At 52.8% G+C, this 12,501-nt stretch carries 12 protein-coding genes and 1 riboswitch; of the genes, 8 read left to right on the forward strand and 4 right to left on the reverse strand.

What is annotated here, in order from left to right; genetic code table 11:
- Positions 1-99 precede the first annotated feature (99 nt).
- A riboswitch (cyclic di-GMP riboswitch) is annotated at positions 100-176 on the forward strand.
- Positions 177-311: 135 nt separating this feature from the next.
- The 7 genes from K5753_07205 to K5753_07235 all read left to right on the forward strand — a co-directional run bounded on the left by K5753_07205 (position 312) and on the right by K5753_07235 (position 8,355).
- A complete protein-coding gene (locus K5753_07205) occupies positions 312-1,703 on the forward strand; it encodes a GGDEF domain-containing protein (protein ID MCR4726987.1) in 1,392 nt (463 codons plus the stop codon).
- Positions 1,704-1,730: 27 nt separating this feature from the next.
- Positions 1,731-2,279: a rubrerythrin family protein gene (locus K5753_07210; GenBank protein ID MCR4726988.1), complete on the forward strand. Its 549-nt coding sequence runs from the start codon at positions 1,731-1,733 to the stop codon at positions 2,277-2,279.
- Positions 2,280-2,789: 510 nt separating this feature from the next.
- A complete protein-coding gene (locus K5753_07215; GenBank protein MCR4726989.1) occupies positions 2,790-3,299 on the forward strand; it encodes a sigma-70 family RNA polymerase sigma factor in 510 nt (169 codons plus the stop codon).
- Positions 3,300-3,310: 11 nt separating this feature from the next.
- Positions 3,311-4,063: a hypothetical protein gene (locus tag K5753_07220; protein MCR4726990.1), complete on the forward strand. Its 753-nt coding sequence runs from the start codon at positions 3,311-3,313 to the stop codon at positions 4,061-4,063.
- Between the two features lie 94 nt (positions 4,064-4,157).
- Positions 4,158-5,576, forward strand: a complete 1,419-nt coding sequence (locus K5753_07225) for a VWA domain-containing protein (GenBank protein ID MCR4726991.1) — start codon at positions 4,158-4,160, stop codon at positions 5,574-5,576.
- A 174-nt stretch (positions 5,577-5,750) separates the two neighbouring features.
- On the forward strand, positions 5,751-7,115 hold the full coding sequence (fumC, locus tag K5753_07230; protein MCR4726992.1) for a class II fumarate hydratase: 1,365 nt from the start codon (positions 5,751-5,753) through the stop codon (positions 7,113-7,115).
- Positions 7,116-7,176: 61 nt separating this feature from the next.
- Positions 7,177-8,355, forward strand: a complete 1,179-nt coding sequence (locus K5753_07235; GenBank protein MCR4726993.1) for an NADP-dependent malic enzyme — start codon at positions 7,177-7,179, stop codon at positions 8,353-8,355.
- A gap of 184 nt (positions 8,356-8,539) precedes the next feature.
- On the opposite strand, the gene K5753_07240 is transcribed toward K5753_07235, so the two are convergent.
- From K5753_07240 to K5753_07255, 4 genes are all read right to left on the reverse strand, one after another.
- Entirely contained in the window at positions 8,540-9,460 is a 921-nt protein-coding gene (locus K5753_07240; GenBank protein ID MCR4726994.1) for an alpha/beta hydrolase, read from the reverse strand.
- Positions 9,461-9,609: 149 nt separating this feature from the next.
- Entirely contained in the window at positions 9,610-10,050 is a 441-nt protein-coding gene (locus K5753_07245) for a hypothetical protein (protein MCR4726995.1), read from the reverse strand.
- 1 nt (position 10,051) lies between these two features.
- The gene (locus K5753_07250) at positions 10,052-10,231 is read right to left on the reverse strand and encodes a hypothetical protein (protein ID MCR4726996.1); all 180 of its coding nucleotides are present in this window, start codon (positions 10,229-10,231) and stop codon (positions 10,052-10,054) included.
- Between the two features lie 8 nt (positions 10,232-10,239).
- Positions 10,240-10,698, reverse strand: coding sequence for a 23S rRNA (pseudouridine(1915)-N(3))-methyltransferase RlmH (locus K5753_07255; protein MCR4726997.1), 459 nt, complete (start codon positions 10,696-10,698; stop codon positions 10,240-10,242).
- Between the two features lie 231 nt (positions 10,699-10,929).
- Between K5753_07255 and K5753_07260 the strand changes: the two genes are divergently transcribed.
- Positions 10,930-12,483 (forward strand): sodium:solute symporter, encoded by a 1,554-nt coding sequence (locus K5753_07260; protein ID MCR4726998.1) that lies wholly within the window; start codon positions 10,930-10,932, stop codon positions 12,481-12,483.
- Positions 12,484-12,501: the final 18 nt, after the last annotated feature.

A 12,501-nucleotide genomic window follows, 5' to 3' on the forward strand; every position in this document is an offset into this window, starting at 1 on the left:
TTCGATGGAAGGCTCTCCTTTTTTTCGGATGCAATTGACGGTTGACAAAATTTTCGAGGGTATTGACAATTTGGGATATATATACTAAAATATAATTAACTTAATAATCGGCAAAATCGGGGAAACCCGATGACGCAAAGCTATAGGGCCTTTAACCATGGCAGCCAGTTGCACACCTTTTACGATCGAATTCCGTGAATCGTTCAGTCGGATCCGATCGATCGAACCGTGTATGAAACCGTCGCTCTTGCTTTGCGTGTAGCGGCGTTTTTTATTGTAAGCGCCGAATCGACGTAGAAAAAAACGAGAGGATGAAACGTAACGACGGAAAACAAAACAGAAACGAAACGCGAATTCGGAGACCGATCAAAAGGACTTTGCTGATCCTTTCCGTTCTCGTTATCGTCGTCCTTTGCGGGCTGACGACTTTGCTGTCGTATTTATTCGTTTCTTCGATCATTGAAAAAGATAACAGTGAACGCCTTACCGATATCGTTTCTTATATTGAGACGCGGGTCGACGCCGATGATTTGAAGGCTTGCCGCGACACGGGGGTAAAATCCGCGAAATACGTCGAATTGCAAGCCTTTTTGAATGAATTTATCGACGAGTTCGATATTGTCTATCTTTATATCGTCGTTCCGACGAAGACGGAGATGGTCAACGTCATTTCCGCGACCAGCCGAGAAGAGCGCGACGCGGGCGAGGACGATCTCGAACTCGGCGAGATCAGCGACGCATACACCGAAGAGGAACTCAAACCCTATTGCGACCTGTACGGGAAAAAGGAGATCGGATTTTTTGAAGAGTCCTCGGATTGGGGAACGTATTTTACCGCCTGTAAAACCCTTTTCGACAGCAACGGAGAGAAAGTCGCGCTGATCTGCGCGGACAGAGATATCAATGCGATCCGCAGACGCACCGCGATGATGGTCGTTACCGTCGCGGGATCGGTCCTCGCCGCCATCACGATCTTCGCGCTCGTCGTCAGATTCCTGTTCCGAAAGAACGTGACGGGTCCGCTTTTCAATCTTGAAGAGAACGCGCGTTCCTTCGCGAGCGATGTTAAAAACGGTTCCGAGATAACGAAAACGGATTACGTTTCTCCCGAGATCAAGACCGGAAACGAGGTCGAGTCGCTTGCCGATGCGATCGAGTATATGGCGACCAGCTTGAAAGAAAGCGCGCAAAAATCCATCGACGCGGCGCGCGAGTACGCGAAAAATCTGTACGCCGCCCGCGAACAAGCGGACAGCGACGCTTTGACGGGCGTAAAGAACAAGCACGCGTATATCGATCTCGAAGGGCAGATCAATCAAACGATCGAAGAAGGGAATCCGAAACCGTTTGCGGTCGTGATCTTCGATATCAACGGATTGAAGCGCGTAAACGACACCGAAGGTCACGTCGCCGGCGACGACTTTATCCGCTCGGCGTGTAAACTTATCTGCGACGTGTTCAAGCACAGCCCCGTCTTCCGCGTAGGCGGCGACGAATTCGCCGTGATCGCCGAGGGCGAGGATTATGTCGATATCGAAGAACGGGTCGAAGAAGTCGAAAAGAGAAATCAAAAGAATCGCGAGAGCGGGCAGGCGACGGTCGCATGCGGGTTCGCGAGATACGACGGAGAAACCGACGTGATGTCCGTCTTTAAGAAAGCGGATGCGCGGATGTATGAAAACAAGCGAAAAGCCGAGCGATAAAAGCAAGGCTCAATAAGGAGGATCAAAATGGCAAAGGCAGAAAACAAGTATTCGGGAACGCAAACCGAAAAGAATCTCGAAGCGGCGTTCGCGGGCGAATCGCAAGCGCGCAATAAATATACCTATTTCGCGTCCGTCGCGAAAAAGGAAGGTTACGAGCAGATCTCGGCGCTTTTCCTGAAAACCGCGGAAAACGAAAAAGAACACGCGAAACTTTGGATCAAAGAGCTGAAAGGGCTCGGAAGCACGGCGGAGAATCTCGAAGCCGCGGCGGACGGGGAAAATTACGAATGGACGGATATGTACGAGTCCTTCGCCGTCACCGCCGAAAAGGAAGGCTTCCCCGAGCTCGCGAAGAAATTTCGCCTTGTCGGGGCGATCGAAAAGCATCACGAAGAGCGCTATCGCGCGCTTTTGAAAAACATCGAAACGGCGCAGGTCTTCGAAAAAAGCAGCGTCAAAGTCTGGGAATGCCGCAACTGCGGGCATATCGTCGTCGGCGAAAAAGCGCCCGACATCTGCCCGACCTGCGCGCATCCTCAATCGTATTTCGAGATCAATTGCGAGAACTATTGATCCGAAAAGGAGGAGAAAAAGCGATGTAATTTCGGTTTTATGGATCTTCGGGGCGTACTTACCTTTCTTTCTGTATAACGTTTTTTCGGTATGCCGCGGTAAATGCAAAGCGAAAAGGGACAGCGAAGGATTTCGGAGAAGATTCGACCGCTCGTCCTTATTCGGGGAAGCGTACGGAGGCTTTCCCCGGCGATGCGGGCGATTCGCCCTCAATCGGGATTCGACTTTGCGACCGCGTTCGACGTGCCGCTCCATACAACGTTGTTCGGGTGCGTTCCGTCGGTCTTTAAGATCTGATTTCGCCGAGTGCGGATCAGGGGAGAGAAAGATCGGCTGATTGCCGATCTTTTTCTGCCCTTTTTCAAAACTTTGATTATTTTTGTCACATTTTCGGGAAATGGAAGCAACTATAAAGCGGACGGCGCGGATCGCGGGCGTAACTTGACGACTTTTTCCCCGAGGTGATATGATAAAACCGACACGCGGAAGCTCCGCGGGAAGGAGAAAACCTTGAACGAGAGCGAATTCAACAGATTGCTTTTGTCCGTAAAGACGAGCGAACGGGCGCTGACGAAACTGCACGGGTATTATTTCGGCAGGATCGTTTTTCACGTCGCAAAGACCTACGGAAAACCTTTCGCCGAAGACGTCGCCGAGGATTTCTTTCTGTGGCTTCTGAAAGCGGAGCATCTGCCGCACGTCCTGTATCCGACTGCTTGGGTCTATCTCCAATGCGACAGTATCGCCAAGCGAAAGGTGCAAAAAGAAGCTCGTTACGTTCACGGCGAGATCGAATTCGAGCAGGAAGAAAAGCATAAGGAAGAGCTGTTCGGCGATCTGTACGAAGCGATCGGCGGACTCGGCGAGATCGAGAAAAAGATCGTCGAAATGCATTACTGGGAAGGCTATTCTTTAAAGGAGATCGCGCCGATCCTCGGGATCGAGTACGCCGCCGTTCGCCAGCGGCATAAAAGGCTTCTATCGAAACTGAAAGAGACGTTGAAGAAGATCGGGATCTGACGGAGGGAAATATGTCGAAAGAAAAGAAATTGAAACGATATGCCGAAAACAGGCTTTCCTCTTTCGCCGACGGCGAAGATTCGTTGGCGCGCCTCAAAAAAGAGCAGACGTTGAACGCGCCGCGCAAGGAAAAGAAAGAGCGGAGCCCCTTCCTTTTCAAAAAGGCGGCGGTTACTTTTTCCGCGGTCATCGTCATTGCTGCGGTGGCGGTTTGTTTTGCGCGATTCGCGCCTATTATGACTCCGAATAAAGCGATTCCCACCGCGTCGAACAGTTCGGCTTCCGAGTCGAAAGGTTCTTTTTGGCATTGGGGCGCGGACGATGCGTCCGGAAACCACGGATTCCTTCCGTCGCCGAAAGGCGGATCGCAGACGGAAAACGCGGGGGAATCCTCTTCTCCGAGCAATGCCGAGATCCTTGCGGAACTCAACGCTGCAACCGAGTTTTTGAAAGTCACGCTTCCGAGTGGGGCGTCGGCGCGAAAATCGGACTCGGTCGATGGCTACGAAATTACTCTCTATGACGGCGGGAAGTATTTGTTCGGCGCGCTTGTCTCGTTTGAAGAGGCAGATCCGGAGGATGCCGCTTTCGGCAATCATCGGGCGACTGTCGGAGAGCAACCGTTTGTCTACAAGGAAGATAGCGCAGGCGTTTGGCAAGGAATCATTACGACCGAAAAAGAAATCGTCTACGTTGTTTACTGCGTAAGTGAGGGCGAAGAAAACTTCCTCAGGACGGTAGGCTCGTATTTTTCAAAAAAATAATTTTTTCGATTTTTTGTCACATTTTTCCAAAGAAGCGGTAACTGATAAGTGAACGAAGGTTTCGCAAGGGAAACCGAAAGAAAGGAGAAAGAAGATGAAAAGAATTCTTGCGATAATTCTATTGGTCGTTACGGCGTTCGCGCTGGTCGCGTGCAGCGGTAAGTCCGTCAAACCGACGGCGCATCTCGTAAACGATGCGTTTCCCTCCTCGGGCGGATACTATAAGCCCGCTGCCGAGCCTGCGAAAGGCACGGGGGACGGCGGTTACGCTTATAGAGAAAGCGGCGAAGGTTTCGCGGCAGACTTCGGCGAGTACGGGGAAGGCGGACTCCCCGCTTCGGAGAATAAAAATCAGATCCGCGCGGGGCAACTGACCGCGAAGGCGCAAAACGATAACGATGCGTACGAGGATTGGAAAGACCTGTTCGCGCCTTTTACCCAAAACCAAAAGGAAGGACAATTCCATCGCTATTGGGGCGAGGGTGACGATATTTGGATCTGCAATACCGTGAAACGTGTAAAAGTAACCGTTAAAAACGGTGAGATTCCCGCAGTCGGCGCGACCGTTACCTATACCGATTCAAATCAAGTCGAATGGATCTCGAAGACGGATCTCGGCGGCGTGGCGTATCTTTTCCCGACGGCGGACGAAGGCGCGCTTGCGGTCGCTTCGGGCGAGACGAAAAAGAGCGTGAACTTCACTGCGGAGAATCGCGATCTTTCGGTCGATCTCTCGGCAAACGAAGAAAAAGCGAATCTCGTTAAACTGATGTTCGTGATCGACGCGACGGGGTCAATGGGCGACGAAATGGATTATCTCGCCGCCGAACTCTCGGACGTTATCCATCGCGTGGCGGCGCAGGCGAACGGGGTGAAGATCGATCTCGCGCTCCTCTTTTATCGCGACGACGGCGACCAAGAGAAATTCGCCTATTCGGATTTCGAGACGGTTTCCGAAGAAGAAGGACTCAAAAAACAGCTGAAAGTTCTGGATGCTCAATCCGCTACGGGCGGCGGCGACACGCCCGAAGCGGTGGACGAAGCGCTCGTCCTCGCCGCGGAAAAGAATTGGGGAGAGGAGAATTCCACGAAATTGATGTTCTTGGTCCTCGACGCGCCCTCTCACCGTTTGCTTGAAAATCGCAACCGCACGTCGAGCGCGGTGAAAACCGCCGCGGCGAAGGGGATCCGCATTTGCCCCGTGCTTTGCAGCGGCGCGGATCTCTTCTGCGAATACGTAACGAGGACGGCGGCGATCCTGACGGGCGGCACTTCGATTTTCATCACCGACGATTCGGGAATCGGCGGTTCCCATCTCGATCCCGAACTGCCGGACGTTACGGTGGAAAAACTGAACGATCTTCTCGTTCGCCTGATCGTAGGATATCACACGGGCGATTTCGGAGAGGCGAAGGCTTGGAACAAGGGCGAAGAACAAACGCAATTTCCGGAAGGCGAAGCCGATCCCGAGACCTCGGGCGATCCTGCGTCTCCCGTGCCGACGGAAGAGTGATCGAAACGCTCGGAGGGATAATAAATCGAAAAACGGAAAAGGTCGGCAGTCGCCGACCTTTTTTCGTAAAAACAAAAAGAGAGTGGGGCTTCTTTCCGCGTTGACAAATCGCGCCGAGGGGGAGTATACTTTTTTATGAAAAACCGCCGACCGCGCGGCTCAGGGGAGGAAGCTATGGAGTACAGAACCGAACGGGACAGTATGGGCGAAATTAAGGTGCCCGCCGATCGCTATTGGGGCGCGCAGACTCAGCGCAGCTACGAGAACTTCCGAATCGGAGAAGAAAAGATGCCGAAAGGAATCCTTCGCGCGTTCGCCGTCGTCAAAAAGGCTTGCGCGCTGACGAATTATTCGCTCGGACTTTTGGATGAAAAACGCGCGACCTTGATCTCTTCCGTTTGCGACGAGATCCTCGCGGGCAAGCTCGAAGGTCATTTTCCTCTCGCCGTTTGGCAGACGGGCAGCGGCACGCAAAGCAATATGAATTTTAACGAAGTCATCGCGAATCGCGGAAACGAGATCGCAGGGGAAAAGCTCCTTCATCCGAACGATCACGTCAACCGTTCGCAAAGCTCCAACGATACTTTCCCGACCGCGCTGCATATCGCCGCGGTCGTCGCGCTCAAAGAAAAGCTCTGCCCCGCCCTCGAAGAAATGATCGCCGATTTCAATCGTCTCGAAAAGGAGAACGAAGGCGTCGTCACCGTCGGGCGCACGCACTTGCAGGACGCCGTCCCCATCGCGTTTTCTCAGGAGATCAGCGGATGGCGGGCGATGGTCGAGCGTTCGCTTTTTATGATCCGAAACGCTTCGGACGGACTTCTCGATCTCGCGCTCGGCGGCACCGCCGTCGGAACGGGACTGAATTGCCCCGCGGGATTCGCGGAAAAGGTCGCGGAAGAAGTCGCAAAGGAAACGGGCGAACCCTTCCGTACGGCGCCGAATAAATTCCACGCGCTTTCCTCGAAAGATGATATCGCGTTCGCGCACGGCGCTCTGCGCGCTCTCGCCGCCGATTTGATGAAGATCGCGAACGATATTCGCTGGCTTTCTTCGGGCCCCCGCTGCGGACTCGGCGAGATCCGTATTCCCGAGAACGAGCCCGGCTCGTCCATTATGCCCGGGAAGGTGAATCCGACCCAATGCGAAGCGCTGACGATGGTCTCCGCCGAAGTCATGGGGAACGACGTTACGATCGGAATCGCGGCGTCGCAGGGAAATTTTCAGTTAAACGTCTATATGCCCGTGATCGCCTATAACTTTTTGCAATCGGTCGGGCTTCTCGCGGACGCGGTCCGCTCCTTTACGGCGCATTGCCTTTCGGGCTTGACCGCCGATCGGAAAAAAATGAAGGAAAACTTGGATCGGACGCTGATGTCCGTTACGGCGCTATCGCCGCATATCGGCTACGATAACGCCGCGAAGATCGCGAAAGCCGCGCATAAGAACGGGACGTCGCTTCGCGAAGAAGCGATCGCGCTGGGATTTATGACGGGCGAAGAATTCGACCGTCTCGTAAAGCCCGAAGAAATGATTTGATAAAATCGGAAAATCGAAAAAGAAAAGGAAAGGGCGCGGAAGCGCGCTCGCGGTGTGAAAAATGAACTATGCGGAAGAATCCTTAAAGAAGCATTACGAATGGAAGGGAAAGCTCGAAACGGTCCCGAAGATGAAGATCGAGAATCGCGACGACCTCTCTTTGGCATACACGCCCGGCGTCGCCCAAGCGTGTTTGGAGATCAAAGACGATCCCGAAAAATCCTATCTTTTGACCGGGCGCGGAAACCTCGTCGCCGTCGTGACGGACGGGACGGCGGTCCTCGGACTCGGAAATATCGGACCCGAAGCGGGTATGCCCGTTATGGAAGGGAAGTGCGTCCTGTTCAAGGCGTTCGGCGGCGTGGACGCGATCCCGCTTTGCATTCGCAGTAAGGACGTCGACGAAATCGTAAACACCGTGGCGCTCCTCGCGGGAAGTTTCGGCGGGATCAACCTCGAAGATATCGCCGCGCCGCGCTGCTTCGAGATCGAAAGAAAGCTCAAAGAGCGCTGCGACATCCCCGTCTTTCACGACGACCAACACGGCACCGCCGTCGTCGTCCTCGCCGCGGTTCTGAACGCGTTGAAGGCGGTCGGAAAGGAGATCGGGAAGATCAAAGCGGTCATAAACGGCGCGGGCTCCGCCGGGATCGCGATCGCGAAACTCCTCTTGTCCCGCGGTTTGAAAAATTTGACGATGTGCGATAAAAACGGCGTGATCGCGGAAGGACTCGATTGGCTGAATCCCGCGCAATCGGAAATGGCGAAGGTCACGAACCGCGAACGCGTTACGGGAAAACTCGCGGACGTTCTCGCGGGCGCGGATCTCTTTATCGGCGTTTCGGCGGGAAACCTCGTTTCGCCCGAAATGGTGAAGAGCATGGCGAAAGACGCGATCCTTTTCCCGATGGCGAATCCGACCCCCGAGATTATGCCCGACCTCGCGCTCGCTTCGGGCGCCGCCGTTGTCGGAACGGGCAGGAGCGATTTCCCGAATCAGATCAATAACGTTTTGGCGTTCCCCGGGATCTTCCGCGGCGCGCTCGACGTCCGCGCGAAAGAGATCAACGAAGCGATGAAACTCGCCGCGTCGGAAGCGCTCGCGAATCTCGTCTCGCCCGAAGAACTCAAAAAGGACTATATCCTGCCGCGCGCCTTCGATCCGCGCGTCGGTCCCGCCGTCGCGAAAGCCGTCGCGAAAGCCGCGAGAGAAAGCGGCGTCGCGCGCGTGAAAGAATAAATGTTTTACGGATCCGCGTTTCGCAATCGCGAAGCTCTGCGCGTTTTTTTTCGGGGAAGAGCGATTTTTCGCAAAGCTTCGCTGCGATTTATTATCTTGCGTTTCGGAGGTTTTACGGGAATGGCGATGAAATAAAAAAAACGGCGAATTCTTTCGCCGTTTCCCGTCAAGAGCGTTATTATCTTTATTCGCCGAAAACGCCCGTAATGAAATCGATCATTTTTTTTCGCGCGGCGCGCGCGACTTTGTTGTTCAAATTGATCGAAAACGCGTGATTATCCAAAAAATGCGTGCTGTGATATTCTTCGTAAGGAACGCTGTTCTTTTCGAGCTTTTCGATAAATTCTTCCGCTTGTCCCCAAGCGAAAAAGTCCATCTTCGAATAGATCAAAAGGGATTTCGGGAAGGCGGGGGAGACGTGATCGACGGGGCAGGCGAATGGCATATATTCCCAAGTCAGCGCCTCTTTGGGTTTCAGATTCGTGATATCCTTGCAGACGCCCCTCGTAAAGCCCAAAGGAACGGGGTGCTTGATCGAGCGGACGAGATCGAAGATCGCGCAGTTGAAAAGCCCTGCGGTAAAGGTGTGTCGCATTTCGCCGTAGATCTTCTGCAATTCGTCGCTTCCTTGGATCGCGGCGAGCATCGCGGCGTAATACGCGCCCGAGCTGTCGCCCATAACGATGGTTTTGGAGAGGTCGAGACCGAACGCTTCAGCGTTGTCTTCGAGCCAATTCGCCATTCTGACGAGGCATTTTAAGGGGATCGGACCGGGATTTTCGGGGCCGAGCGGGTGATTGACGTTCAGAATCGCGCAGTTCGTCGCGTTCGCGATCCGCGCGCAGTAATAATCGCGGAAACGCTTGTCGCCTGCGGAAAAGCCGCCGCCGTGAATGTAGAAAATGACGGGGACCTTTTCTCCGCTCGCGCGGGGCTTGATCAAAAGATCCATTTTGCAGTCCGAGAATTCTTCCGAAGGAGAAAGATCGCGCGTCACGTTGAGCGAAGAAAGGGCTTCCGCCGTCTTTTTCGGCGGATTCTGCGATTTATAAAAGATTTTGTCCACGAGTCGGAAGATTCGCTTCGTAAAAGTGCTTTTTACCATTTCTCTCCTGCGCTTTCCGTTTTGCTTTTCGGCGCGGTTTTTCGATTTTGTAAAAATATTATAACATATAAGATCGGAAATTCAAAATAAAAAACGCCAATCCGATTTTTCGTTTCGAAAACGTCTTGCGTTACTTTACAAAACGCGCGTTATGCTCTCGAAGCGGCGTCGATTCGCTCCGACAATTTTTCGAAAAGCTCCTGCGTCTTCGCTTTGGTTTTTTGATTGAAGACGATCGCGGAACCGTCCTTTTTTACGCAAACGATATAGTTTTTGTCGTTTTCGGTGTAGGTCAGCCGATAATGGGAACCGAGTTCGTCGTTTCGGTAGACGCCGAATTCCTTTGCCTGTCCGCCGTGTCCGCGCTTGGTTTTGGATTTATACTCTTCCGAAAGGGCGATGCTTCGGACGTCCGCATAAGCGATCGTCTCTTCGTGAAACAGACATTGGATCGAAAAATCGCTCTCGTCGAGAGATACCTTGATCGGCGCTGCGACGAGCGTGATTGCGTAGGCGAGACCCGCCGCCACGGCGATCGATAAAACGCCGAGAACCCAAGCGATAACGGTTTCTTTATGCGGCTTTTTCATTTCACCACCAATCTTTTTCTTTGAATTTGATGTCGTCGTAATACTCGCCGTACTTTTCTTTGAACGCTTTCGGATCTTTATCCCCGTATTCTTTCAGGAGATCGGAGAGTTCGTAATCCTCGTAACGGATTGCGTCCTCGTCCTGATATTCGGCAAGTTTCATAAGTTCTCTTTCGGTCATACGCACCTCTATTTGTGATAAGAAACGCCGTGAAGAATGGTTTCCGCGCGGTAAATCTGTTCGAGAAGGACGACGCGAAACAGGCGGTGGGGCAGCGTCACGTCGCCGAAAGAAACGATTTCTTTCGCCGCGGCTTTTACTCCTTCCGACACGCCGTTGCTTCCGCCGATCACAAAAGTGAGTTCTCCGTTACCCGCGAGGACGGCTCGGTCGATCAGTTCCGCGAACGATTCGCTCGAAACTTTTTTTCCCTTAACGTCCAAAAGAACGAGGAATCCTTTCACCCTTTTTAAGATCTCTTCCCCTTCCGCGATCCTCTTTTTTTCGGGATCGGTCAGATAGGAAGCCTCTTTGACTTCCTCGATCTCCGTTTTCGCCCATTTGCCGAGGCGTTTGACGTACTCCCCCGCGGCTTCGCGGTAATAGGTCTCTTTCATATCGCCCACGGCGACGACTTTGATTTTCAGCATATAAAAAGTATACCTTTTTTCTCGATCAAACGCAACCGATTCGCGCGAAAATCCGACGCGCTTCGAACGGCGTAAATCTCATTATAGTTTATACATAATTTTATAGAAATTATTCGCCGAATTGATTTTACAAACGCGTGGGCGCGGGTTTATAATTATTAAGTCGTTTCCGCCGCTCGGTTTCGGGGGGAAAACGCGGCAAATTCAGGTAAAACAGAGGAAAGAAAAATGTTTGGAATCGATATAGCCGTCATCGTGCTTTATCTCATCGGAATGATCGTGATCGCCGTCTATACGCGCAACAAAGCGAAGACGGTGAAAGACTACCTCCTCGCGGGCAATAAAGGGCTCAACGGATGGATGAGCGCCTTTGCTTACGGGACGACGTACTTCTCCGCGGTCATCTTTATCGGTTATGCGGGCAAGTTCGGCTTCGGTTTCGGTCTCGCCGCGGTTTGGATCGGCATCGGAAACGCTATCGTCGGCGCCTTCCTTGCTTGGAAAGTTCTCGCTCGCAAGACGAAGAATATGACCGTCCGTTTGGATGCGAAGACGATGCCCGACTTTTTCTACAAGAGATACGGCAGCGAAAAAATGAAGCTCGTGTCCGCGATTGTGATCTTTATCTTCCTGATCCCGTATGCGGCTTCCGTCTATAACGGTCTCGGAAATTTGTTCTCGATCGTTTTCGGCGTGAAAGGCTGGATCGTGATGCTCGTTCTCGCCGCCGTTACCGCTTTTTACCTCTTCCTCGGAGGATATATCGCGACTTCTTTGACGGATTTCATTCAGGGGATCATCATGTTCGTCGGCGTGACGGTCATGCTGTTCTTCTTCCTCGCCGCGCCGCAGGTCAATTGGGGCGAAGGGCTGAAAACCCTGACCGATAATCAAATGGGTCTGTTTATGGGCGGAACCTCGGCGGGCAAGTTCATTTACGGCAAAGAGATGAGTTTGATCTTCTTGATCCTCTTGACTTCTTTCGGCGTTTGGGCGCTCCCGCAGACGATCCATAAGTACTATACCGTCCGCGACAAAAAAGCCATTTCGCAGGGGACGATCGTCAGCACGGTCTTCGCTCTCGTCATCGGGTTCGGCGCGTACTTCATCGGCGGTCTCGCCAAACTCTTTTACGAAACCGCGCCCGGCGGAAACACCGACAACGTGATCCCGCATATGATCAAGGATACTCTCCCGAACGGGCTTTTGGGCTTGATCGCCGTCCTCGTCCTCGCGGCTTCGATGTCCACGCTGGCTTCCGTCTCGCTTGCGTCTTCGTCCGTCGTTACGATCGATATTTACAAGGGCAGCATTCAAAAGGACGCTTCGGATAAAAAAGTCACGATGATGATGCGCGTTTTGTCCCTCGTCTTCGTCGTCATCGCGACGGTGATCGCCTATTTGAACACCAAATTCAACATCACCGCCATCGCTTATATGATGGGTCTGAGCTGGGGAACGCTCGCGGGCTGCTTCATCGGACCGTACGTCCTCGGCGTCGTCTGGAAAAAGACGACGAAAACCGCCGCTTGGACTTCGATCGTCGGCTCTCTCGTCCTGACGGTCGCTTTGATTATCATCGTCGGCTACGATAAGCTGAATTGGAACGCGTCTTTCGGGAAAGCCGTGCAGGCGGGCGTCGGCGCGTCGCCGATGATCGGCGTCATTTGTATGGCGTATTCGATGCTCTCGACTTTCATCGTCAGTTTGTTTACCAAACCGCTTCCCGAAGAAAAGATCGCGGAAGCCTTCGAAAAGCCGATCGAAAACGAAATTCAATAAAACAGTATACAGGAAAGG

The sequence above is a fragment of the Clostridia bacterium genome, assembly GCA_024685775.1.
Lineage (GTDB): Bacteria > Bacillota > Clostridia > Christensenellales > CAG-1252 > CAG-1252.